At 72.7% G+C, this 20335-nt stretch carries 23 protein-coding genes; 5 read left to right on the top strand and 18 right to left on the bottom strand.

Annotation, left to right across the window (positions count from 1 at the left end; genetic code table 11):
- Positions 1-4 precede the first annotated feature (4 nt).
- Together J7462_RS03375 and J7462_RS03370 are read right to left on the bottom strand one after the other, a co-directional pair.
- Positions 5-484: a potassium transporter TrkA gene (locus J7462_RS03375; protein ID WP_219461666.1), complete on the bottom strand. Its 480-nt coding sequence runs from the start codon at positions 482-484 to the stop codon at positions 5-7.
- Between the two features lie 285 nt (positions 485-769).
- On the bottom strand, positions 770-1723 hold the full coding sequence (locus J7462_RS03370) for an ion transporter (RefSeq protein ID WP_308290719.1): 954 nt from the start codon (positions 1721-1723) through the stop codon (positions 770-772).
- A gap of 190 nt (positions 1724-1913) precedes the next feature.
- Here J7462_RS03370 and J7462_RS03365 point away from each other — a divergent pair, with 190 nt between their 5' ends.
- The 3 genes from J7462_RS03365 to J7462_RS03355 all read left to right on the top strand — a co-directional run bounded on the left by J7462_RS03365 (position 1914) and on the right by J7462_RS03355 (position 3992).
- A complete protein-coding gene (locus J7462_RS03365) occupies positions 1914-2654 on the top strand; it encodes a hypothetical protein (protein WP_219461662.1) in 741 nt (246 codons plus the stop codon).
- Positions 2654-3316, top strand: a complete 663-nt coding sequence (locus tag J7462_RS03360) for a DUF6529 family protein (protein ID WP_219461659.1) — start codon at positions 2654-2656, stop codon at positions 3314-3316. Before J7462_RS03365 ends, J7462_RS03360 begins: the two co-directional genes overlap by 1 nt.
- Positions 3317-3422: 106 nt before the next feature.
- Positions 3423-3992, top strand: coding sequence for a Rieske (2Fe-2S) protein (locus J7462_RS03355; protein ID WP_308290718.1), 570 nt, complete (start codon positions 3423-3425; stop codon positions 3990-3992).
- Here the strand turns inward: J7462_RS03355 and J7462_RS03350 are convergent.
- The 7 genes from J7462_RS03350 to J7462_RS03320 all read right to left on the bottom strand — a co-directional run bounded on the left by J7462_RS03350 (position 3989) and on the right by J7462_RS03320 (position 12293).
- Positions 3989-5626, bottom strand: a complete 1638-nt coding sequence (locus J7462_RS03350) for a CotH kinase family protein (RefSeq protein WP_308290717.1) — start codon at positions 5624-5626, stop codon at positions 3989-3991. The genes J7462_RS03355 and J7462_RS03350 overlap by 4 nt on opposite strands.
- 99 nt (positions 5627-5725) lie before the next feature.
- Complete coding sequence (gene urtE / locus J7462_RS03345; protein ID WP_208566106.1) at positions 5726-6418, bottom strand: urea ABC transporter ATP-binding subunit UrtE; 693 nt, start codon at positions 6416-6418, stop codon at positions 5726-5728.
- Positions 6418-7173: an urea ABC transporter ATP-binding protein UrtD gene (urtD, locus tag J7462_RS03340; protein WP_219461653.1), complete on the bottom strand. Its 756-nt coding sequence runs from the start codon at positions 7171-7173 to the stop codon at positions 6418-6420. Before urtD ends, urtE begins: the two co-directional genes overlap by 1 nt.
- Entirely contained in the window at positions 7170-8357 is a 1188-nt protein-coding gene (gene urtC, locus J7462_RS03335; RefSeq protein ID WP_219461649.1) for an urea ABC transporter permease subunit UrtC, read from the bottom strand. Before urtC ends, urtD begins: the two co-directional genes overlap by 4 nt.
- Positions 8354-9241 carry an urea ABC transporter permease subunit UrtB gene (urtB, locus tag J7462_RS03330; RefSeq protein WP_219461644.1) on the bottom strand — a complete coding sequence of 296 codons (888 nt, stop codon included), beginning with the start codon at positions 9239-9241 and terminating at the stop codon, positions 8354-8356. Before urtB ends, urtC begins: the two co-directional genes overlap by 4 nt.
- Before the next feature lie 63 nt (positions 9242-9304).
- Entirely contained in the window at positions 9305-10549 is a 1245-nt protein-coding gene (gene urtA, locus J7462_RS03325) for an urea ABC transporter substrate-binding protein (protein ID WP_208566110.1), read from the bottom strand.
- Positions 10550-11153: 604 nt separating this feature from the next.
- Positions 11154-12293, bottom strand: coding sequence for a substrate-binding domain-containing protein (locus J7462_RS03320; RefSeq protein WP_219461643.1), 1140 nt, complete (start codon positions 12291-12293; stop codon positions 11154-11156).
- 95 nt (positions 12294-12388) lie between these two features.
- Between J7462_RS03320 and J7462_RS03315 the strand changes: the two genes are divergently transcribed.
- Positions 12389-12829, top strand: coding sequence for a MarR family winged helix-turn-helix transcriptional regulator (locus J7462_RS03315; protein WP_219461640.1), 441 nt, complete (start codon positions 12389-12391; stop codon positions 12827-12829).
- Positions 12830-12939: 110 nt separating this feature from the next.
- Here J7462_RS03315 and J7462_RS03310 read toward each other — a convergent pair whose 3' ends face one another.
- The 8 genes from J7462_RS03310 to J7462_RS03280 form a co-directional block, all read right to left on the bottom strand.
- On the bottom strand, positions 12940-13602 hold the full coding sequence (locus tag J7462_RS03310; protein ID WP_255597566.1) for an urease accessory protein UreD: 663 nt from the start codon (positions 13600-13602) through the stop codon (positions 12940-12942).
- Complete coding sequence (locus tag J7462_RS31755) at positions 13500-13868, bottom strand: urease accessory protein UreD (protein ID WP_255597565.1); 369 nt, start codon at positions 13866-13868, stop codon at positions 13500-13502. The genes J7462_RS03310 and J7462_RS31755 overlap by 103 nt, the downstream gene beginning before the upstream one ends.
- On the bottom strand, positions 13868-14605 hold the full coding sequence (gene ureG / locus J7462_RS03305) for an urease accessory protein UreG (RefSeq protein ID WP_219461638.1): 738 nt from the start codon (positions 14603-14605) through the stop codon (positions 13868-13870). The genes J7462_RS31755 and ureG overlap by 1 nt, the downstream gene beginning before the upstream one ends.
- Entirely contained in the window at positions 14595-15278 is a 684-nt protein-coding gene (locus J7462_RS03300) for an urease accessory protein UreF (protein WP_219461634.1), read from the bottom strand. The genes ureG and J7462_RS03300 overlap by 11 nt, the downstream gene beginning before the upstream one ends.
- Complete coding sequence (locus J7462_RS03295) at positions 15278-16981, bottom strand: urease subunit alpha (RefSeq protein ID WP_219461631.1); 1704 nt, start codon at positions 16979-16981, stop codon at positions 15278-15280. The genes J7462_RS03300 and J7462_RS03295 overlap by 1 nt, the downstream gene beginning before the upstream one ends.
- Complete coding sequence (locus J7462_RS03290) at positions 16978-17337, bottom strand: urease subunit beta (protein ID WP_219461627.1); 360 nt, start codon at positions 17335-17337, stop codon at positions 16978-16980. The genes J7462_RS03295 and J7462_RS03290 overlap by 4 nt, the downstream gene beginning before the upstream one ends.
- Positions 17334-17636: an urease subunit gamma gene (locus J7462_RS03285; protein ID WP_208566118.1), complete on the bottom strand. Its 303-nt coding sequence runs from the start codon at positions 17634-17636 to the stop codon at positions 17334-17336. The genes J7462_RS03290 and J7462_RS03285 overlap by 4 nt, the downstream gene beginning before the upstream one ends.
- Positions 17637-17894: 258 nt before the next feature.
- Positions 17895-18527, bottom strand: a complete 633-nt coding sequence (locus tag J7462_RS03280; RefSeq protein ID WP_219461609.1) for an SGNH/GDSL hydrolase family protein — start codon at positions 18525-18527, stop codon at positions 17895-17897.
- Positions 18528-18814: 287 nt separating this feature from the next.
- Between J7462_RS03280 and J7462_RS03275 the strand changes: the two genes are divergently transcribed.
- Positions 18815-19546, top strand: coding sequence for a GAF and ANTAR domain-containing protein (locus tag J7462_RS03275; protein ID WP_219461607.1), 732 nt, complete (start codon positions 18815-18817; stop codon positions 19544-19546).
- On the opposite strand, the gene J7462_RS03270 is transcribed toward J7462_RS03275, so the two are convergent.
- Complete coding sequence (locus J7462_RS03270; RefSeq protein ID WP_219461604.1) at positions 19540-20268, bottom strand: GAF and ANTAR domain-containing protein; 729 nt, start codon at positions 20266-20268, stop codon at positions 19540-19542. The genes J7462_RS03275 and J7462_RS03270 overlap by 7 nt on opposite strands.
- Positions 20269-20335 lie beyond the last annotated feature (67 nt).

Raw genomic sequence — 20335 nt, 5'->3', positions numbered from 1 at the left:
CCGGTCAGTGACCGGCGAACACGTCCACGGCGGCCGTGGTGGCCGCCTCCGCGCCCGCGACGACGACCTCGTCGCCGGCGAGCAGGACGTAGTCGTCGCCGGGGGTCGGGACGACCCGGCCGGCGCGGACCACCGCGAGCAGCGACAGCGGCAGGTCGGACGACGCGGTGTCCCGCCAACGCTTTCCGTCGCCGGCACCGCCCACGGCGACGGGTATTCGCACGACGGTGACGCCGGGGAGCTGGCGTTCCAGCTCGGCGAGGTGGTCGACGGTGACCGCCTGGTTGAGCACACCGGCGACGGCCTGCGCCTCGGACTGGTCGAGCACCAGCGTGCCGACCGCGGTGTCGGTGTCGTCGGGGTGGTAGATCACGATGTCGCGCCGCCCGCCGGGGTGGGAGATGACGCTGGCCCACTGGCCGTGTGCGGTGGCGAAGCGCTGGCAGAGTCCGACCCCGTGAATGACCGTACGTTCGAACCGCACACCGACCTCCTTCGCCCAACATCGAAGGGGCGTCCGGCCGGTAACGGCCGCGCGCCCCTTCATCCCTATCATGATCGGGACGCGACCGCCCACCTCCACCGTCCCGCCATTCGGGAAACCTGGACGTCGGAGGGGTGCCGACGGACCCTCGGCACCGCTCGGGGCGACGGTCACGGGTCCACCGACCGGCACCGGCCAGTCAGCGGCCGACGGGCCGTGCGACATGTCGGCGGCGAATGCCGACGGTCCGGGTGACAAGTCGGCGGCGGATACCGACGCCCGTCGTCAACGTGCGTCGGAGCGTTCGGCCGACCGGTGCCGGCTCGCCGGGTCGTCCCGGTCGATACGCAGCTCACGTTCCAGCTCGGCGATCACCGCCCGCAGGTCGTCCAGGCGCTGGGTCAGGGCGATCCGGTCCACCTCGTCGGGCACCCCGTCGCCGTCGGCGTCGTAGCCGGGCGCCAGCCGCTCGGTCATCTCCAGCCGGCGGGCCTCCTCCATCGAGTTCACGATGACCGCGATCAGGATGTTCAGCAACAGGTTGACCGTGATGAGCACATAGCTGACGTAGTAGACGAGGGTCCACGGGGACAGCGCCATCCCCTGCTCCACCAGATCCGGCAGGGTCTCCAGGGACAGCAGCACGAACAGGGTCAGCAGCGACCGGCCGATGTCGCCGTACTGCTCCGGGTAGGCCCGGCCGAAGATCAGCCAGCCGGCCATGCCGTAGACGTAGAGGGTCACCATGGCCAGCGCGAGGAACCCGCCGACACCGGGCAGGCTGCGCCACAGCGCGGCCACGATGGTGCGCAGCCCCGGCGAGAAACGCACCAGGCGCAGCACCCGGGCCACCCGCACGACCCGCAGCAGCGCCGAGTCGCCGTGCAGCCCGGGCAGGAAGATCGCCGCGATCACCACCAGGTCGAAGACGTTCCACCCGTGCCGCAGGAAGTCCTGCGGCCGACGCCCGTACGCCAGCACCCGGATGGCGATCTCGGCGACGAAGGCGACCCGGAAGCTCAGCTCCAGCCAGTGCAGCGCGGGTCGGGCCGCACCGAGATCCGGATAGGTCTCCACCCCGAGGACCGCCGCGTTGGCCATGATGAGCACCACGATCGCCGCCTCGAACGGACGAGACCGGGCGATGCGGGCACACCACCTGGGCAGGCCGGACAGGTGGGCCGGACCGGGATCGGGGGCACCCCGTGGGGTGGGAACCGGCGACAGGGGTGTGGCCACGGGCGGCACCGGTCACCCGGTCCCGCAGCGGGGCGGAAACGCGGCAGCCATGCCGACACCCTAACGGCCATCCCCGACGGTCACCGAAAGTCACCGACCGGTCACCGACCCACTTTCGGGCACAGCTTCTCGCCGCGACATTGAACGACCGGGGCCCGGACTTCGTACATCCCGGTGAAGGGAGCTGCTCATGAAGCGCATGACCCCGTTGCTCACCCTGCTGACCGGGACGGGCATGGCCGCCGTCCTGTTCGCGATGAGCGCCCAGGCGGCACCGCGTACGGTCGACGCCGGGCCGGCCGCGAACGCGGCGGCCTCGCCCGAGGCCGCCGTCGAGTCGCCCGCCGCACCAGCGGAGCCGGCACCGGACGCCACCCCGGCGGAGCCGTCGGAGCAGCGGGGCCAGCCCGCCCCGCCGCAGACGCCACCGCCGAGCACACCACCGGCGGCCAAGGCCGACTCCAACTGGACCGGGCGGATCGACGGCGGCGCCACCATCGCGATCACCGTCACCGACGGTAAGGCGGTGGCGTACGTCTGCGACGGCAAGAAACTGGAGGTGTGGCTCAAGGGCACCGCCGCCGACGGCCGGATGAGGTTGACCGGCAAGAAGGGCGAGGTGCTCACCGGCTCCTTCGGCGACGGCGTCGCCTCCGGCGAGATGGTGGTGGGCCAGCGCCGGTGGAAGTTCACCGCCAAGCAGACCAGCAAGCCCGACCCGGTGCTCTACCGGGCCACCTCGCAGCAGCGCCGTTCCGGTGTCGACGGCGGCTGGATCATGCTGCCCGACGGCAGCCAGATCGGGGTGGTGACCCGCGACGGCACCGCGGTGTCGGCCCCGCCGCTGGACCCCGCGTTCGGCACCACCATCCTGGACGGCCGGACCGTCACCGCGGCCCCGGTGGCGGCCGACCCGGGCGGCGGTGAGTGATGACCGCCCGCCGCAGGTTCGAGACCGACGTGGGACGCGACGTCGACGACGGGCTGTCCGTCCGGGTCCTGTCCGACCCCCCGTCCGTCGGGATCCCGCCCGACCCGACCGGTACGCCGTCCACCGCCTCCGGCGGACCACCCGCCTCGGTGGTCGTACCGCTGCTGGTCGGGGCGGCGGTCACGGTGGCCATCGGGGCGTACGCCAAGGTGCACCAGCCCACCGGGATCGCGGTGAACGTGGCCGGCTTCTCCAGCCCCCAGGCGGTCAAGGTCTGGTTGGGCACCGGGGCGGCCTTCTTCGCCGTGGTGCAGCTGGTCACCGCGCTGTCGATGTGGGGCCGGCTCGGTAGCTTCTCGCCCTCCTGGGCGGGTGGGCTGCACCGGTGGAGCGGCCGGGTGGCGTTCCTGCTGACCGTGCCGGTGGCGGTGCACTGCCTCTACGCGTTGGGCTTCGCCGACTACGACCTGCGGACCCTGCTGCACTCGCTGCTCGGCTGCCTCTTCTTCGGCATCTTCACCATGAAGATGCTGGCCCTGCCCAAACGGGGGTTGGCCGGTTGGGTGCTGCCGGTCGTCGGTGGGCTGCTCTTCACCGTCCTGATGGGAATCTGGGTGACCTCGTCGCTGTGGTACTTCACCACCTTCGGGGTGGGCACGTGACGCGGGGCCGGTAGCCGATACGCGGGCCGGGTGGCTGACGCGGGCCGGTAGCCGATACGCGGGGCGGGCACGTGCCGCGGCGGCGGCCCGTGGACAGGGTGGGCGTGTGACACACGAGAGGAACGACGGGCAGATGTGCGACGAACGTGGGGCGGGCTGTGCGTCCCGGCGGGCCGTGCTGGCCGGTGCCGGTGGGGTGGGTGTGACCGCCCTGCTCACCGGCTGCCAGACGTACGGTGAGTCGACGGCACCGGCCGCCGCTCCGGCGGCCAGCGGTTCCGCCGGGGCTCCTGCGGGTGGCAACCCGGCCGGCGCCTCACCGGGCGCGGCCGGGCCGTCCGCCGGGGCGAGCGGTTCCCCCGCCGGAGGTGGCGAGCAGCCGCCCGCCCCGGCGGCGCTGGCCGCGGTGGCGGACATCCCGGTCGGCGGCGGCAAGATCTTCAAGGCCGAGGGGGTGGTGGTGACCCAACCCGCCGCCGGCACCATCAAGGCGTTCTCGGCGACCTGCACCCACCAGGGCTGCACGGTCACCTCCGTCAAGGACGGCACCATCGTCTGCGGCTGCCACAACAGCGTCTTCGGCATCGCCGACGGCGCGGTGCGCAGCGGCCCGGCCGGTAGCCCGCTGCCGCCTCGGGCGGTGACCGTCGACGGTGACGACATCCGGCTGGCCTAGACGGCGGAGTCCAGCCACGCCATCCGCCGGTCCAGCCAGTCCCGCAGGTAGTCGAGCTGCCCCTGCCACGTGTCGGCGGTCGGGGTGACGATGGGGCCGATCTTCTCGGTGGTCAGGTTCGGCCACCGCTGGAAGTTGCGGTCGGCGGCGTTGGCCAGCGGCGCGGTGAGAGCGGCGAGGCGCGCGTCGAGCCCGGCGGCGGAGAGCGGACCCTGGCGGAGAGCGGCCCAGCGGGCCCGGACCAGCGCCATGAAACCGGGGTCCGTGACCAGCCGGTTGATCCAGTTGTTGGGCTTCGGCCAGCGGGGCTGCGCGTACTGCCAACCGGTGGTCTCCAGGTTGTCCCCGCCGCCGATGCCGTAGGTGAGGTCGAGGTCCCACAGCGGCCCGGCGGTGATCTTGCCGCCGCGGTCCTTGTGGAAGTACGAGCTGCGGGCGTACGCGTCGAAGTTGCGGGTCAGCTCGTTGACGATGAACGAGTCGACGAACGATCCCACGTCGATCCAGGCGGGGTAGCCCGTGGTCGGATCGGCGAAGTCGCGGGACTGCATCAGGTCGTTGAACTGTTGGAGGTGCCCGGTGAGCCAGGCCTGCTGTTCCGGTTGCAGGGGCGAGGGGTCGACCACCTCCAGGTAGTGCCAGCAGGTCGCGGGCCGTCCCTGGCACTCCAGGGTCGGCTCCTCGGCCGTCAGCCACTCGAACTTGAAGATGTACCCGCCGGAGATGGCCGGCAGGGTGACGTCGTCGGGGTCGAGGTCCTTCAGATCGAGCCGGTTCTTCGAGTTCTTGATGGTCTCGACGATCAGGTAGACGCCCTGGTAGTCCTCGGCGTTCACCGGCCGGTCCGCCACGTTGTGGTAGAACTCCACGAAGGCGTACCGGGGTGCCTGGAATCCGATCTCGCGGGCCAGGTCGAAGGTGAACGCCTCCCGGATCAACGCCTTGTCGGTGTAGGGCCCCCGCAGCACCCAGTCGGATTCGGCCGGCATGCCGAGCACCGGTTGGTCGACGTCGTCGTCCTCGTTGTCCCGGAACTCGACCCGGTAGGGCGCCTTGTCGAACAGGTAACTCGACGTGCCGCGCAGGTGGTAACCGATCCGGGTGGCGAGGGTGGGTGGCGTCGAGAGCGACGCGTGTCCCCCGGTCGGCGCGAAGAGCAGCGCTGCCGCATCGACGAACTCCCGTCCCGGCGCACCCTGGCCGTACCCGTCGATCAGCAGGATCGGCAGGTCGAGGCTGACGTCCACGGCCCGCTCGACGTAGAGGGCGGTGCCCGGGTCACCGGTCGCCACCCCGTCGACGAACGCACCGGCCCGTAGCTGGGTGGTGGCGGAGATGGCCACCGGGGTGCCGTCGTACCGTGGGGAGTCCGCGCGGGGCAGCGCCCCGTCCGTCGTGTAGCGGATCTCGGCGTCGGTCACCGTCGTCCGCAACGAGACCGCGAGTGCGTCCCGGAAAGTGCCGCTCGGCGCGGAGAAGACGATGTCGCCGGTCAGTTCGTCGGCCGGGTCCGCCGCCGGGGCGGCGGTGGCCGACGCGCCGGCCGGCCGGTCCGGGGCCGGCGACGGGCCGCCGACCACACCGAGCGAGATCGCGGTCACGACGCCCAGGACCCGGGCCGGCAGATTCCGCACAGTCACTCCCCTGCGTCACGGGCGGTTGAAGCACCTCCATGCCATCTACGCACGCCAATGTTACAGGTTCGATCACTTTCGGTCATCGATCCAACACGGTCAGACAGCGAGCGCCTGGCGGACCGACCGTTCGGCGTCCCGGCCGCCGTCGCCGGTGGCGGTGACCCGGCCGGACTCCAGCACGTAGTGCCGGGTCGCCACCCGTAGCGCGAAGCCGAGGTGCTGCTCCACCAGCAGCACCCGGATGCCGGCCCCGGTGGCCAGCTCGACGATCCGGTCCTGGATCTCGGCGACCACCGAGGGTTGGATGCCCTCGGTGGGTTCGTCGAGCAGCAGCAGCCGGGGCCGGGTGACCAGCGCACGGGCGATGGCCAACTGCTGCCGCTGGCCGCCGGAGAGCAGGCCGGCCCGCCGCCGCAGCAGGGGACGCAGCGCCGGGAACAGGTCCAGTGCCTCGGCGGTGGCGGCGGCCCCGTCGCGCCGGCCGTCGGCCACCAGCCGCAGGTTCTCCGCCGCCGTCAGGTGCGGAAAGCACTGCTGGCCCTGCGGGACGTACGCCAGGCCCCGGGCGACCCGCTGGTGCGGGGCGAGCCGGGTGACGTCCTCCCCGTCGAGGGTGACCGTGCCGGCGCGGGGGCGCAGCAGCCCGACGGCGACCCGCAGCAGGGTGCTCTTGCCCGCGCCGTTGTGGCCGAGCACGGCGGCCACCCCGTCGGCGGGGACGGCCACGTCCACCCCGTGCAGCACCTCACTGCGGCCGTAGCCGGCGTGTACGCCACGCAAATCCAACATCACGCCTCCGCTGCGGTGTCGACGCCGAGGTAGACCTCCTGCACCCGGGGGTCCGCCTGGACCTGGGCGACGGTGCCCTCGCTGAGCACCTTCCCGGCGTGCAGCACGGTCACGCTGCGGGCGAAGCGCCGCAGGAAGTCCATGTCGTGTTCGATGACCACCACGGTGCGGTCCCGGCTGACCGTCTCCAGCAGGGCGCCGGTGGCGTCGCGTTCCTCGTGGCTCATCCCGGCGACGGGTTCGTCGAGCAGCAGCAGCCGGGCGTCGGAGACCAACAGCATGCCGATCTCCAACCACTGCTTCTGCCCGTGCGCCAACGCGCCGGCCAGCTGGTCACCCCGATCGGTCAGCCCGATCGTCTCCAGCGCGGCGGCCACCTCGTCGGGGATCCGGTTGCGTCGTCGGGCCAACGTCCACCAGTTCCGGGTGGCACCGGCGGCGATGTCGAGGTTCTGCACCACGGTCAGTTCCTCGAAGACCGAGGCGGTCTGGAAGGTGCGGCCGATGCCGAGCCGGGCGATGCGGTGCACGTCGCGGCCGAGCAGTTCCCGGTCGCCGAAGCGGGCCGAGCCGGTGGCCCGGACCAGCCCGGTCACGGCGTCGACCACTGTGGTCTTGCCTGCACCGTTCGGGCCGATCAGGAAGCGGATGTCGCCGGGCGGCACGTCGAGGTCGACCCCGTCGACGGCGGTGAAGCCGTCGAAGGTGACCCGCAGGCCGCGTACGCACAGGCCGTCGAGTTGCGGGCCGGTCATGCCGCCGACACCTCCGTCCGGTTCTCGGCCCGGTCCACCGGCCGGGTCCGCCGCCACCACCGCGCGCCGGCCGGGTCCGACCGGCGCTGCCGGGCCAGCACCCACAGCGACGCCAGGCCGCCCGGCAGGAACGCCACCACCAGCACGAACAGCAGGCCCTGCAGGTACGTCCAGGTGCCCGGGAACCGTTCCGACAGGGCGGTACGTGCCCAGGCCACCGCCACCGCGCCGAGCACCGGACCGAGCAGGGTGGCCCGGCCGCCGACCGCGACACCGATGACGAACTCGATGGACGGGACGATCCCGATCAGGGCGGGTGAGATGATCCCGACCGCCGGGACGAACAGCGCCCCGGCCAGCCCGGCCATCCCGGCGGCGATCACGTAGCCGACGAGCTTGACGCCGGCCGGGTCGTAGCCGAGGAAACGGACCCGTTCCTCACCGTCGCGGACGGCCACCAGCAACTCGCCGTAGCGGCTGCGGATGAGCTGGCGGGCCAGGGCCAGCAGCGCGAGCAGGCTGGCGGCGATGATGAAGTAGACCATCCGCTGGTTGACCGGGTCGTCCAGGTCGTACCCGAAGAAGCCCTGGATGTCGGTGAGGCCGTTGGTGCCGCCGGTGGTGCCCTGCTGGCCGACCAGCAGGATCACCATCGCGGCGGCGAGGGCCTGGCTGAGGATGGCGAAGTAGGCGCCGCGGACCCGGCGGCGGAACACCAGCGAGCCGAGGCCGAACGCGACAGCCATCGGCAGCAGCACGGTGGCCGGCAGGGCGATCCACGGGCTGGCGAACGGCCGCCACCACAACGGCAACTCGTCGAGTTGGCCGTAGAGCTGCATGAAGTCGGGCAGTTCGCCGGGGCCGGCGTCGGCGAGCTTGAGGTGCATCGCCATCGCGTAGCCGCCGAGGCCGAAGAACACCCCCTGGCCGAGGGTGAGCATGCCGCCCCGGCCCCAGGCGATGCCGATGCCGACCGCGACCATCGCCACGCACAGGTACTTGGCCAGCAGCGACAGCCGGAAGTCCGACAGGGTCAGCGGGGCGACGGCGAACAGCAGCGCCGCACCGAGGGCGAACCCGGCGGCGGTGCGGGCCGGGCCGTCGAACCGGCGGCCCCGCCGGCCGCCGGCCGGGGTGCCGGCCGCGCTGGCGGGATCGGTGCCGACCAGCGGCGCGGCGGTCATGCGAGGCTCCTGGTACGCAGGGTGAACAGCCCCTGGGGCCGCCACTGGAGGAACGCCACGATCGCCACGAAGACGATCACCTTGGCGACGCTGAGTGTGGTGAGGTACTCGCCGGTGGCCTGGAGCACGCCCAGCGCGAAGGCGACGATCACGCTGCCCTTGAGCTGGCCGATGCCGCCGACCACGACGACCAGGAAGGCATCGATGATCAGGTTGGTGCCCATCGTGGGGCCGATCGGCCCGAGCAGGGTCAGCGCGACCCCGGCGACGCCGGCCAGCCCGGAGCCGATGAAGAAGGTCGTCCGGTCGACCCGGGCGGTGGGGATGCCGGAGACGGCGGCGAGGTCCCGGTTCTGCACCACGGCGCGGATGCGCCGCCCGAGCGGGGTGAGCCGCAGTGCCAGGGTCAGCGCCACAACGGCGGCCAGCGCGAGGGCCAGGATGAACAGCCGGTTGTTGGCGACGGTGAGGCCGCCGGGCAGGGACACGTTTCCGGTGAGCAGCGCCGGGGCGCGGGTCTGCACGTTGGGGCTGCCGAAGACGTCGCGGGCGAGTTGCTGGAGCATCAGCGAGACGCCCCAGGTGACCAGCAGGGTGTCCAGCGGGCGGGCGTAGAGGCGGCGGATCAGCAGCACCTCCAGCAGCACGCCCATGGTGCCGGCCACCGCGAAGGCGACCGGCAGCGCCACCAGCAGCGACCAGCCGGCGGCGGTCACGGTCTGCTGCAGGACGTAGGTGGTGTAGGCGCCGGCCATGATGAACTCACCGTGCGCCATGTTGATCACGTTCATCTGGCCGAAGGTCAGCGCCAGGCCGAGGGCGATGAGCAGCAGCACCGCGCCGATGCTGATGCCGGTGAAGAGCTGACCGAAGAGGACTGTCACGTTCGCGCTCCGAAGTGGTGGGTCGGCCCGGGCGGGGGTGCCTCCCGCCCGGGCCGGGATCGGTCAGCTCAGGCCGCTCGCCCAGGGGTAGCTCTTCAGGTACGGGTCGGGCGTGATCGGCTTGCCCGAGTTCCACACCTCGGCGATCAGCCCGTCGGCGCCGACCTTGCCGATCCGGGCGGTCTTGGCGATGTGCTGGGTGGGGCCGTCCACGGTGACCAGGCCCTCCGGGGCGTCGTAGGTGATGCCACCGGAGGCGGCCCGGACCTTCTCCACCTCGAACGTGCCGGCCTTGTCGACCATCGCCTTCCACAGGTACACCGCGACGTAGGCGGCTTCCATCGGGTCGCTGGTCGGCTTGTCCGCGCCGTACTTGGCCTTGTACGCGGCGACGAACTTCTGGTTGGCCGCGCCGGGGGTGGTCTGGTAGTAGTTCCAGGCGGTCAGCTGGTCCTTGAGGTACTGGGTGCCGATCCCCTTGACTTCCTCCTCGGCGATCGACACCGACACCACGGGCATGCTCGCGGCGGTCAGCCCGGCGGAGGTGTACTCCTTGAAGAACGCGACGTTGCTGTCACCGTTGAGGGTGTTGAACACCGCGTCGGCCTTGGCGGAGCGGACCTTGTTGACGATGGTGCCGAACTCGGTGGAACCGAGCGGGGCGTAGTCCTCGCCGAGCACGGTCATCCCGTTCGCCGCCGCGTACGCCTTGATGATCTTGTTGGCGGTACGCGGGAAGACGTAGTCGCTGCCGACCAGGTAGACCGACTTCTTGCCCTGCGCCTTGAGGTAGTCCAGGCCGGGCACGATCTGCTGGTTGGTGGTGGCCCCGGTGTAGAAGATGTACGGCGACTGCTCCAGCCCCTCGTACTGCACCGGGTAGAACAGCAGCGCCTTGTTCTTCTCGAAGACCGGCTTGACCGCCTTGCGACTGGCCGACGTCCAGCAGCCGAACACGGCGGCGACCCGGTCCTGGGAGATCAGCTTCTCGGCCTTCTCGGCGAAGGTGGGCCAGTCGGAGGCACCGTCCTCACCGACCGGGACGATCTTCTTGCCCAGCACGCCACCGGCGGCGTTGATCTCCTCGACGGCCAGCATGATGGAGTCCCGCACGGTGACCTCGCTGATGGCCATCGTGCCGGAGAGCGAGTTGAGCAGCCCGACCTTGACGGAGTCGCCGGAGACGTCGGCACTGACACCGGCGGTCGACTTCTCGTCGGAGGTCTTGCTGCCACAACCGGTGAGTGCGGCGGCGGCGATCAGGGTCATGGCGCCCGCCAGGATGCGGCGGCCCCGGAACTGTGACATTCATTCTCCCTGCGCGGAGCGAATTTCGCCGGACGATTTTCCGTGCCGACCAGCACTGGTCGGCAGACATTGGTCCAACTCGGCAATCGGTGCGGTAGCGGTGGTCGTCGGCGGTGCCGCCGGGTGACGGGTGGGACGTCACCGTGGCGGTCCGCAGTGGACTTCGGGCAGCAAGAGCCTCTGCCCAATTGATTGCCGCCACGTTTCCCAGCCCTTAATTGGCTGTTTCACCAATCGATCTCGGCGCATAAGAAAAGGCCACCGCCGCAAACCGACGATGACCTCAATAGAATCCGCGAAATAGCATCCGCCACCACCGGCACAGGCACCCGACCAAAGACCCGGCCGCACGCCCCACAATGGCAGGAATGGCGATTACTTCACGCAGGAAGCATCCTAGAGCCCCCACCCACCCCCCTGTCAACCACCACCCCCACGCCCCACCCCACGCCCTCCCCCTCCCCCACGCCGCCCCGCCCCGCATCTCCCCGGTGATCAAGAGGTTTGCGTCACCAAACGGCCGACGGATGACGCAAACCTCTTGATCACCGGGGCCTGGGGGTGGGTGAGGCCGGGTGGGGTGGGGGTGGGGTGGGGGTGGGGGTCAGAGTTGGGAGAGGACGGTGAAGTCGAGGCCGTCGGCCTCGGCGAGGTAGATGCGTTGGCGGACGTGGCGGTGGCGCAGGTGCAGCTCACCCCGGGGGCCGTGGTAAGTGACGGCGTCCGCAGCCGCGCCGATCGCCCGTACGTCCAGAGTGCGGGCCCGGGTGATCAGGGCGGCGAGCAGCATCACGCCCTCGTAGCAGGACTCCCCCAGGCTGCCCAGCGGCGGCGCGTCCACCCCGAACCGGCGGGCGAACGCGCCGTGGAAGTCGAGGTTCTCCCGGGTGACCAGGCCGGCGAAGAACCCGGCGGTGCTGAACAGCCGGCGGGTGCCGCCGACGCCGCTGGCCATCAGCATGTTCTCGTCCATCAGGGTGCTCAACCGCAGGCACCGCTGGTCCAGTGCGGACCGGCCGAAGGCCCGGTTGAACCGGACGGCGTCGGCACCGACGAGCAGCATCAGCACCGCATCGGCCTCGGTCCGCTCGACCGCCCGCAGCACCGGCCCGAAGTCCTCGGTGCCCAACGGCAGGAAGGCCCGCCCGCACACCCGCGCCCCGTCGTCGCGGGCGTAGCGCTGGGCGGCCTGCGCGGTCCGGCGTGGCCAGACGTAGTCGTTGCCCACCACATACCAGCGGCGTACGCCCTGCTCCCGGGCGAGCAGCCGCATCGCCGGCCGGAGCTGGGCGTCGGGTGTCTCGCTGGTCAGGAACACCCCCTCGGTACGCTCCCCGCCCTCATACAGGGCGGTGTAGACGTACGGCACCCGGTGCGCGATCCTCGGCGCCACCGCCTGCCGGACCGACGAGATGTGCCAACCGGTCACCCCCTGCACCGCACCGGTCGACACCAGCGCCTCCACCTCGGCCGCGACCTCGGCCGGTGGCGCACCGCCGTCGACCGGCACCAGCCGCAGCTCCCGACCGAGCACCCCGCCGGCCCGGTTGACCTCCTCCACCGCCAACTGGGCGCACAGCTCACAGGTGGGGCCGAACATGCCGGCCGGGCCGCGCATCGGGAAGACCAACGCGACGCTGACCACCGACCGGTCGACGGTCAGCCAAGGGGCCGCACCGGCCGTGCCGCCCGGGCGGGACAGCGGCTCCGGCAGGCCGGGGGAGCCGGGCACCGGCACGGACATGCTGACATGATTGCCGGCAACCCTGGCGGGCCACCAGACCCGACCGGAAACCGGGACGCTTCGGTAACATGGCAAGCCACCGAACGGGGAGAGACATGGCCGACGATCCCACCACGCCCGTCGACCTGATGCGCGCGCTCACCCGCGCCGAACGGCTGCTCGCCCGTCGGGTCGGTGTGGTGCTCACCGCCGAGGGGCTCACCGTCGAGGCGTGGCGGGTGCTCTGCCGACTCGCCGACGGGCAGGGTCACCCGATGAGCGAAGTCTCCACCGAGGAGTCGTTGCCGCCGGGCACCCTGACGAAGATCGTCGATCAGCTCGTCGACCAGAACCTGGTACACCGCCGGATCGACCCGTTCGACCGGCGACGCATCCGGGCCTACCTGACGCCCCGGGGCCGGCGCGAACACGAGCGCATCGATGCCCTCGTCCGGGCCGAGCTGGCCGGGATCATCGACGACGCGACGCTGACCGGCCAGCTCGTCGAACTCGTCGCCCGGCTCGACCCCCGCCGGCAGCCGGTCCGCGCCAGCTGACCGGCAACCGCAGCGGACCGACCGACCGGCTGCCGATGCAGGCCGACTGCCCGGCAGCCCCACGGGCCGGCCGTCCCTCCGGCCTGCCGTCACCGGCACTCGGCCGGCCGTCAGCGGAGACCGGCAGCCGTCACCCACCCGGTCTCCCCCGCCGCGCCCGGAACTCCGCCACCGGCCCCGGCAGCAGCCGCGCTGACGGCCGGGGCGGCCGGAGTCGGACCGGTGGCCGTCGCCGGGGTGGGCGGGCCGATCGCCGCCACGCCAGCCGGGTCACCGGCCGGGGTGAGCAGGGTACGCAGGGTGTGGGCGTCGGGGGCGGTGGCGGTGAGCAGGGCCGCCGGGCCACCGGCCAGCGGCAGCCAGGCGGCGGACGCCCCGGGGCCGGTGGGCAGCACCCGGCCCCGGGGCTGGCCGCCGGCGGCGTCCACGGTGGCCGGTCCCGACGCGGCGGCGGGACCGACCACCAGCAACGAACCGGTCGCTGTCGCCCCGCCCAGCACCGCCGGCCCGGCCCAACCGGGTGCGGCCGGGCCGACCGCCAGGGACTGCCGCAGCAGCGGCCGACCGGCGTGGTCGACCGAGGTCGCCACCACGACGTCGCCGGCGGGTTCGCCGTGCCGGCCGCAGACGAGTTCCTCGCGCCACAGCAGCCGGGCCCCCTCGGCGAGGGTCACCCGGGACTCGGCGACATGGTCGCAGCCGGCCGCCGCGACCAGCTGCTCCGGCAGCCAGTGCAGGGTGCCGCCGTCGTGCACCACCGCGTCGACCCGCATCCGGGAGACCGCCCCGGCCGGCCGGGCAGGGCCACCGAGGCGGCGACGGTACGCACCCGCACCGCCGCCTCCGGCCCCACCTCGACGCTCAACCGCAGGTCGTCACCGGCCAGCGGACCGGCCGCGCCGCCGACGACGTACACCGTGGGGACGCCCTCCTCGGTGGCGGCCTGGCGCAGCAGCAGCGGTGACTCGCCCCGCAGCTCGCGCAGCACGGTGCGGCCCCGACGGTCGGCCACCGCCACCACCCGGGCGACCGCGCGCATCAGGCGACGGCCAGCCGGCCACGGTGGTGGGCCAGCTCGTGACGGACCCAGTCGGCCACCCCGGTGGCCAGCGGATCGCCCACGATGGACAGGAACACCGTCGGCAGGTCCCCCCGCCGGGCGCGGGCGTCGCGGTCCATCACCGACAGGTCGGCCCGGACCAACGGGGCCAGGTCGGTCTTGTTGATGACCAGCAGGTCGGCGGCGGTCACCCCGGGCCCACCCTTGCGGGGCACCTTGTCGCCCCCGGCGACGTCGACCACGAAGATCTGCCGGTCGACCAGCCCCCGGCTGAACGTGGCGGTGAGGTTGTCCCCACCGCTCTCCACCAGCACCAGGTCCAGCGGTCCGACCCCGTCGACCAGCTCGTCGATCGCGTCGAGGTTCGCGCCGATGTCGTCGCGGATCGCGGTGTGCGGGCAGCAACCGGTCTCCACCGCCCGGATCCGCTCCGGGTCGAGCACCCCGGCCCGGCGCAGGAAGTCCGCGTCCTCGGTGGTGTAGATGTCGTTGGTGACCACGCCCAGGCGCAGCTCGTCGGCGAAGGCCCGGCACAGCGCCGCGACCAACGCGGTCTTACCCGAACCCACCGGCCCGCCGATGCCCACCCGCAGCGGGCGGACGGTGGACGGCAGCGGGGCGTGCGGGTCGACCCCGGGCTCGGGGTGGGTGTGCGGCACGGTCTCGTCGTGCGGGATCGACGCGTGCGGGGTCGGCGAAACGGTTTCAGGACGCAAAGAGACGCACCTCCCAGGTGGTGTGGACTTCGGCGTGGATGTCGGTGAGCGGAGCGGCCGGGGCCGGCAGCAGCTCGGGCGGATCGGCGGCGGTGGCGACCGCGCGGGCGGCCGTGGCGTCGCAGTCGACGGCCAGCGCCGCCAGCACCGCGTGCACCCGGTACGGGTCGAGGCCGAGCAGCCGTACCCCCGCGCTGGCCGGGCCGGTCACCGACCCGTACGCGGCGACGGTCGCCGCCGCCACCGGGTCCAGGCCGGCGGCGGCGGCGACCAGACCGAGCACCAGCGGCTGGTGCGGCCCCGGCACACCGGCGGGCAGGGCGTCGAACCCGCCGTCGGGCCAGATCTCCCGACCGGCCCGCAGCAGCGCCCGACCCTGCCGGCGGGAAACGGCCCGCAGCGCCGGGGCGGCGGTACGGGCGTCCAGTTCGGCGTCCAGCCGGGCCAGCGTCGCCCGCCGGTCGGTGGCTGCGGCGGCCCGGTGCGCCGCCACCGCGAACGCGGCGGCGACCAGCCCGCCGGTGGCCAACCGGCCGCGCAGGAACCCGGCCAGGGTGGCCGGGTCGGTGACCAGCCCGGCCGCCACCGCCGCCTCCAGCCCGCCGGAGTGGGCGTGCGCCCCGGCGGGGAACCTGCCGTCGGCCAGCAGCAGCACCATGCTCGACGGGGTCATCAGAACAGGTGGTACCGCTGGGCCATGGGCAGTTCGGTGACCGGTTCCGGGTCGACCACCACCCCGTCGATGCGGACGGTGAAGGTGTCCGGGTCGACCTCGATGCGCGGCAACGCGCCGTTGCACGGCAGGTCGGCCTTGCCCCGCGAGCGCACGTCGGCCACCGGGACCAGCGGGCGGCGCACGTCCAGCCGCAGGCCCGCCTCCAGCGCGGCCGGCGCGACGAACGCCACGCTGGTCGCGGCCGGCACCACGCCGTACGCGCCGAACATCGGCCTCGGCAGCATCGGTTGCGGGGTGGGGATGGACGCGTTCGCGTCGCCCATCTGCGCGTACGCGATCATCCCGCCCTTGATCACCAGGTGGGGCCGGACTCCGAAGAACGCCGGGTCCCAGAGCACCAGGTCGGCGAGCTTGCCCGGTTCCACCGAGCCGATCTCCCGTTCCAGCCCGTTGGCCATCGCCGCGCAGATGGTGTATTTCGCCACGTAGCGGCGGGCCCGGTGGTTGTCGGCCGGGCCGTCACCGGGCAGCGCGCCCACCCGCCGCTTCATCACGTGCGCGCTCTGCCAGGTCCGGGTGATCACCTCGCCGACCCGGCCCATCGCCTGCGAGTCGGAGCCGATGATGGAGATCGCCCCGAGGTCGTGCAGCAGATCCTCGGCGGCCATCGTGGACGGCCGGATCCGGCTCTCGGCGAACGCCAGGTCCTCCGGCACCGACGGGTTGAGGTGGTGGCAGACCATCAGCATGTCGAGGTGCTCGGCGAGGGTGTTGCGGGTGTACGGCCGGGTCGGGTTCGTCGACGACGGCAGCACGTTCGGCTCCCCGGCCACCGTGATGATGTCCGGCGCGTGCCCACCCCCCGCCCCCTCGGTGTGGTAAGAGTGGATCGCCCGGCCGGCGATGGCGCGCAGCGTGTCCGCCACGAACCCGGCCTCGTTGAGGGTGTCGGTGTGGATGGACACCTGCACCCCGGACGCGTCGGCCACCCGCAGGCAGGCGTCGATCGCCGCCGGGGTGGTCCCCCAGTCCTCGTGCAGCTTGAAGCCACCCGCCCCGGCCCGCAACTGCTCCCACAGCGCCTCGGTGGAGACCGTGTTGCCCTTGCCCAGCAGCAGCACGTTCACCGGGAAGGTGTCCAGCGCCTCGTGCATCCGGGCCAGGTGCCAGGCGTTCGGGGTGACCGTGGTGGCCCGGGTGCCCTCGGCCGGGCCGGTGCCCCCGCCGACCAGGGTGGTGATGCCCGAGGTGAGCGCCTCGGTGACGATCTGCGGGCAGATGAAGTGCACGTGGGTGTCCACCGCCCCGGCGGTGAGGATGCGCCCGTTGCCGGCGATCACCTCGGTCGACGGGCCGATCACCAGGTCCGGGTGCACCCCGGGCATGGTGTCCGGGTTGCCGGCCCGCCCCAGCGCCACGATCCGGCCGTCGCGCAGCCCGACGTCGGCCTTCACCACCCCCCAGTGGTCCAGCACCACCGCGCCGGTGATCACCGTGTCCAGCGCACCCTCGGCCCGGGTGGCCCGGGACTGGCCCATCGACTCGCGGATCACCTTGCCCCCGCCGAACACCGCCTCGTCACCGCCGACGCAGTGGTCGACCTCCACCTCGATCAGCAGGTCGGTGTCGGCCAGCCGGATGCGGTCGCCGGTGGTCGGGCCGTACAGGTCGGCGTAGCGTCGCCGGTCCACCGCGCTCATCGTCCCGCCTCCGCGTCGCGCGGGCCGGCCCCGTCGGCATTCGGCCCCCGGTCGAGAGGGCCGGCGACCTCGCCGCGCAGCCCCGGCACGACCCTGGCCCCGCCCAGCGGCACCAGGTCGACGGTGCGGCTGACACCCGGCTCGAACCGCACCGACGTCCCCGCCGGCACGGCGAGCCGCTGCCCGTACGCGGCGGCGCGGTCGAAGCGCAGCCCCGGGTTGGTCTCGGCGAAGTGGTAGTGCGAGCCGACCTGGATCGGCCGGTCGGCGGTGTTGACCACCAGCAGGGTGGTCACCGGGCGACCCGCGTTGATCTCGACCGGCCCGTCGCCGGGCAGGATCTCCCCGGGGATCACGGGATCGGGTGGTGCACCGTCACCAACTTGGTGCCGTCCGGGAACGTCGCCTCCACCTGCACCTCCCCCAGCATCTCGGGGATTCCGTCGAGCACGTCGTCGCGGGTGAGCACGGTCCGGCCGGCAGCCATGAGGTCGGTGACCGTCCGGCCGTCCCGGGCGCCCTCGAGGAGGAACGCGGTGATCATGGCGACGGCCTCGGGATAGTTGAGGCGCAGTCCGCGCTCGCGTCGTCGTCGGGCGACGTCCGCAGCGACGTGGACGAGCAGGCGGTCCTGCTCGTGGGGCGTGAGGAACACGGGATCTCCCGGGCGGCTCGGCGTGTTTCCCACCGTACCGACTCCGAACGCGACAAAGGGCGCAGACCGGCGAGGGGGCAGGACGACACACGGGACCGCCGCCGGCACCGGGCAGGTCATCCCGGGGCCCCACCGGCCCCGGCCCGCCACAGGGCCGCTCGGCGGTGGTGGTTGGGAAGGACCGCACCGCCAACCGCTGGACCGACCGTAGAGGATCACCCCGGGCCCTGGCAACGCCCGGGGCCCGGCCGGGCGGGCTCAGGTGGCCGGGGTGACCGCCGCCAGCCACTGCTGGGCCAGCACCGCGTGACCGGACGGGGTCAGGTGCACCCCGTCGTCGGTCCACACCCGGTCGTCGACGTCGGCGGCGCGGAACACCGCCTCCACCGCGACCAGCGTCGCGTCGAACTCGGCGGCCAGCTTGCGCACCGCGTCGACCTTCGGGTCCAGGTCGTCGCGCCAGCGCCGCTGGGCGTCGTCGACCGGGATGAGGAACGGTTCCATCAGCACCAACCGGACGTCCGGTAGCGCCTCCCGGGTGGTGGCGAGCAGGTGCCGGTAGTCGGTGGTGAACTCCTCGACCGTGGTCACCTCGTCGCTGCTGTACCGCCGCCAGGTGTCGTTGATCCCGATCAGCACCGACACCACCTGTGGGGCCAGCGCCAGGCAGTCGTCCGTCCAACGGGCCCGCAGGTCGCGTACCCGGTCACCGCCGACGCCCCGGTTGCGGAAGGTCACCCGGTGACCCGGATGCCGGGCGGTGAACCAGGCGGCGGCCATCATCGCCCAGCCCACCCCCAGGTCGGCCTCGTCGGCACGGTCGCGCCCGGCATCGGTGATGCTGTCGCCGATGAACAACACCCGCCCCGCGCGGGGCAACTCCACCGTCATCCGCCCGCTCCCCTGTCGTCGTCGCCCGCCATCATCCCCGGTGTCCGGCCAGGACACCACCCGGAATTGGGCGCTCGGTGGTGTCCTCGCCAGTCACCCCCGGCGGACCGGTAAGGTGATGCTCCGCATTCGACGTCCCATGGGGTGTCGCGAGCGAGCGTCAAGCAGCGGCGCGGTCCCCGGTCCGCCCCGGGCAGCCGCACCTGCGGTCCCTGGCAACGACCGCTCGTCACGCGCTGCCGGTTCCTCCGGTAGGTTTGCGCCGGTTCGCAAGGACGTCAGACGACATGACGCAGTCACCACTGGACATCACCGAGGCTGTCCTCCGGCTGGGCTCCATCCGCCACGCCGAGATGGACCTCGACGCCGTCCTGTCCCGGATCGCCGAGGTGGCCAGGGACAGCATCCCGGGAGCCGCCGAGGTCTCGGTGACACTGGTGCACGGCACCGAGGCGCACACCGCGGCCCACACCGGTGACCTCGCGCTCCGCCTCGACCAGTGGCAGTACGAGCAGGGTCGCGGCCCGTGCCTGGACGCGGCCACCACGGGCACCGTGCTGATCGTCGCGGACATGACCGACGAGCGTCGCTGGCCGGAGTGGGCGGCGCGGGCCCGCACGACCGGGGTGCGCTCCTCGATGTCCCTCGGCCTGCCGATCCAGGAGGCGATGGTCGGCGCGCTCAACGTCTACGGCACCCGGCCGGACGCCTTCAGCCAGGTGGCCGAGCCCGCCCGGACGTTCGCCGGCCACGCCGCGGTGGCCCTGGCCAACGCCCATCTCTACGACAGCACCGCCTCACTGGCCGAGCAGATGCAGGAGGCCATGCGCAACCGCGCCGTGATCGAGCAGGCCAAGGGCATCATCATGGGCCAGCGACGGTGCACGGCCGACGAGGCGTTCGCCCTGCTGGCCCGGGTGTCGCAGAACTCCAACCGTAAGCTGCGGGACGTGGCGGAGGCCCTGGTCCACCAGGTCGTCGAACCGGCGTCCGGTCAGCCCACCCGGCCGGATCAGTGACTCGCGGAACCTGAGTGCGTCGGGCTGCTGGCCCGGCCGACGAGGGCGGCGGCGACGTCCCGCAGCCTGCGGTGGGTGTCCTGGGAGAGCCGGGCGAGAATGCCGAAGGCCTCGTCGGCCGTGCACCGGCGTTGGCCCATGATGATGCCCTTGGCCTGCTCGATCACGGCCCGGCTCTCCATCGCCGCCCGCATCTGCTCGGCCAGCGAGGCGGTGCTGGCGTAGAGATGGGCGTTGGCCAGGGCCACTGCGGCGTACGCGGCGAAGGTCCGGGCCAGTTCGACCGTGTCGGCGTCGAAGGCGCGCGGGGCGGGCCCGTAGAGGTTGAGGGCGCCGACCACCGCCTCCTGGATCGGCAGACCGATGGCGAGCGTACTGCCGATGCCCCCGTCGACCGCCCGGGCCGCCCAGACCGGCCAGCGTTCCTCGGTGGCGGTGTCGGACACGAGCAGGGTGTCGCCGGTGATGGCGGCGTCCAGACACGGCCCGTGGCCCTGCCGGTACTGCCACTCGTCGAGCAGGAGCGCGATGTCGCCGGTGACGGCGACGCTCTGCGGGCTGCCACCACGCAGCAGGGTCACCGACACCTCGGCCACCCCGCGCAGGCTGCGCCGGGCCAGGTCGGCGATCAGCTGCAGCACCTCGTCCAGGCCGACCTCGTCGAGTCGGATCCGGCTGAGTTCGACCAGGGCGTCCTGCGGGCTCAGCGGGAGCGGTGCCATCGCGCGGTCCCTTCCCGGCGGGCGTCCCTCGCGCTGCGGCGGGGGACGCGTGGTGGCGGCAGCGGTG

This window comes from Micromonospora sp. RL09-050-HVF-A, from assembly GCF_019374995.1.
Taxonomy (GTDB): Bacteria; Actinomycetota; Actinomycetes; order Mycobacteriales; family Micromonosporaceae; genus Micromonospora; species Micromonospora antibiotica.
Note: the sequence above shows the minus strand (reverse complement) of the source record. Positions and strands in the feature narration are given on the sequence as shown.